2 protein-coding genes are annotated in these 2887 nt (G+C 64.7%); both read right to left on the bottom strand.

Annotated elements, in window-relative coordinates; genetic code table 11:
• Window positions 1–2123, bottom strand: a 2123-nt coding sequence (locus NTZ26_00020) for a hypothetical protein (protein ID MCX6558873.1), incomplete at its 3' end; no start/stop codon positions are given.
• Window positions 2124–2140: 17 nt separating this feature from the next.
• Window positions 2141–2887 (bottom strand): hypothetical protein (locus NTZ26_00015; GenBank protein ID MCX6558872.1); only part of this gene is annotated, 747 nt, incomplete at its 5' end.

Here is a 2887-nt window from a genome sequence, read left to right as displayed (position 1 = left end):
TCGAACGAACCGAAGGGCGCCGAGTCGGCGCCCGCGGCGTAGACATCGTACGTCACGGAGATGATCTGAGGGCTGTTCGCCGCCGCCGGGTCTTGCACCGTCACCGATCCCGTGTAGGAACCGGGCGCAAGATTCGTCCGGGATGCCCCGATCTGGAGCAGCGCGTTATGGCCGCCGCTCGCGGGCGTTGCCGATATCCAATCCCGGTTGGCGGCGGCCTGCCAGCTCAGGACCCCCGTGCCCGTGTTCGTAACCAGGACGGCATCCGCATCGGTGGCGGCGCCGTTTTGGGTGGCGCCAAGGTGGACCGAGATCTTGGACAACCCGATCGTCGGCACGCCGCCGCCGGCGTGCGCGATGATGACGGGACCGCCGCCGTAGGCACGGTTGTCGTTCGTGCCGTCGCTGATGACGGCGTAGACGTAGTAGGTCCCGCCCGGCACGGCCGAGGTGTTCCAAGCGTAGGAACCGGCCGAGGCGGCCAGCCCCGAGGCGATCAGCGTCCCGTCGAAGCCCGAAGCGTTGTTGTCGTAGTAGAGCGAGACCGTGGCCCCGCCGTCCGCGTCCTGGGCCGCCCATTGAATGGTGAACGACGCGTCGGCCGTCCAGTCCGCGGCGAGCCGGACGTCGTCGATGAAGAACGCCCGGGGGGTCGAGAACTCGTGCGGATCGAGCCTGAAACTGTCGATCTGCCCCGTCCAGCCCGAATGGGAGGGGCTTCCCGCGCCGGTTTCGAGCGGCAGTGTGGCCATGTCGCAGACCAGCTTGTTCATGATCCAGGTCCCGGCCGTATGGCGGATGACGATGTCCGCACTGACGTTCTCCACGGATTCGTCGGTTCGCTTCCAGATGACCCTGGCCATCGAACCATCGTTGGTGCTGTGGGTTCCGGCAATCCCCATCTTGAACGTCAGCCGATGGTACTTGACCGGGTCGATCTTATAGGTGGCCCCCCGGTACATGAAATTGAGGAAGAAGACGATCGGATCGCCCACGTTCCCGGGCACCGCGGCGATGCTGTCGGCCTGGAAGACCGTATTGCCGGCGAAGGCGTGGCCGGCCATGTCCTGGTAGTCGATGAGCGTAAACTGGGGATTGCTCAGGTTCATCGTCAGGTCGATGTCGCCGGCCGCATTCATGTCCCAGGGGTTGCCGGTCTTGGTGGTGATGAAGTCCTGGTCGCTTCCCTCTTCGGACGGCTTGGTGATCGAGATGACGGGAGGATCGTTGACGTGGAAATACCCCGGCGAATAGGAGTAGGTCTGCGTCCCCGTGGGCGCCACGGCGACATAATAATCGCCCGGGGTCAGCCCTCCGACCAGGAACGTCGTGCTTGTCCCCGGCTGGTTCGATTTCAGCATCCCGAGGTTCCCGTTGCCGGCGTTGGCGTCGTTGTCCAGGTAGAGATCGACGTTGCCGGCGTTGCCCGCCCAGGTCGCCGTGCCCTCGTAGAGGGCATTCTTCTGGACCAGCCGCATCCAGTCGATCTGGATGGTCTTGTCCTTGGTCACGATCGGGTCGAAGCGCAGCGAGTCCAGCATCCCCGCCCAGGGATAGCTGCTCAGCCCGTTCGTCCCCAGGGAGGGGATGTCGATCAGATAAATGTGCCATCCGCCGAACATCGGGATGTCGCCCGAGACCGTGATGTCGTTGTATATGGTGTTGCGCGACCAGTAGAGCTGCCCCTCGGGCCAAGAGCTGATCGGCGGAGTGAGGTACATCCGGATGGCCAACACGGTGTACTTGCTCGCGTCGATGGGATAGTTCGATCCGAACTTGCCGATCACCGCCGTGCCCGGGTAAGCCGAATCCAGGATCGAGATGTTGGCGTCGGAGTAGGTCGCTCCCCCGCCCGGAGTATAGGCCGTGACGGCGGAGAAGAGGCCTCCGGAAAAGGAGATATTGGATAGATACGACGGATACTGTTCGACGGTGTTGAAGATCCGCCAGCCCAGGTCCGTCCGCTCGTTCATGTCCCAGGGATCCCGCAGGACCTCGGTGGCATAGTCCGGAGCGGCCTTGACGTTGGTCCGCACGGAAGGCGATGTCACCGTTATCTGGGCGCTTCCCCAGACCGCCAGGACGATCATGCCCAGCCAGATGGCCGTCAATAAGCGTTTCATCGACGCCTCCATCAAAATTATCTTACCGGCGATTGCGGTCGCCGGGGATATGTCTTGGGAACGATGCGGATCGTCACCCGCAAGGGAAGGCTTCGCGTCACCCCATCCGTGACCGCGAAATGGAGGACATGCTCGCCCAGGAACCCCGGCCCGGGGATCCAGAAGAATTCCCCCGTCTCCGGCCGCAGGGTCGAACCTATGGGAAGCGGCAACCCCTCCGCGCGGCCCCAGCCCAGGAAGCGGGCCCCGACCGGGCCTTGCAAGCGAATCCGCACCCTCCCCAGCTCCTCGATCGTCAGGCCGGCCGGCTCGGGCTTCTCCAGCGAAACGCCCTCCCAGCCGCCCGCGGGCGGCAGGGCGGCCGCGGCAGGCGCACCGTCGGGCGCCGGGAAGGCGCCGTTCGTTATCTGGAAGTATCGGCTTCCGATCCCGTCCTCGTTGTCCGCCGTGTCGCGGGCGCTCCAGACGATCGTATGCACGCCGTCCTCATAGCCCGTGGTATTCAGCTCGTAAACGCCGATAGCCCCGTTGCTGTTCAAATACCCCGGGAACTGGGTCGCGATGTCGTCCCGGTAATGGCCGTAGGAGGGATGGGCCAACGGGACGCCGTCCACCCAGACCCAGATGGTCGTGCCGTCGACCGGGATGGAATTCGGGGGCGGCGTCAGGACCCAGCCGAAATTATAGAAGACGGTGCCGGAGGCCGTGCCGCCCTGGGTGGGCGTGTCGATGGCCCCGAACGGCTTCACGGCGGAGGCGTTGTC

This window comes from Candidatus Aminicenantes bacterium, assembly GCA_026393855.1.
Lineage (GTDB): Bacteria > Acidobacteriota > Aminicenantia > Aminicenantales > UBA4085 > UBA4085.
Note: the sequence above shows the minus strand (reverse complement) of the source record. Positions and strands in the feature narration are given on the sequence as shown.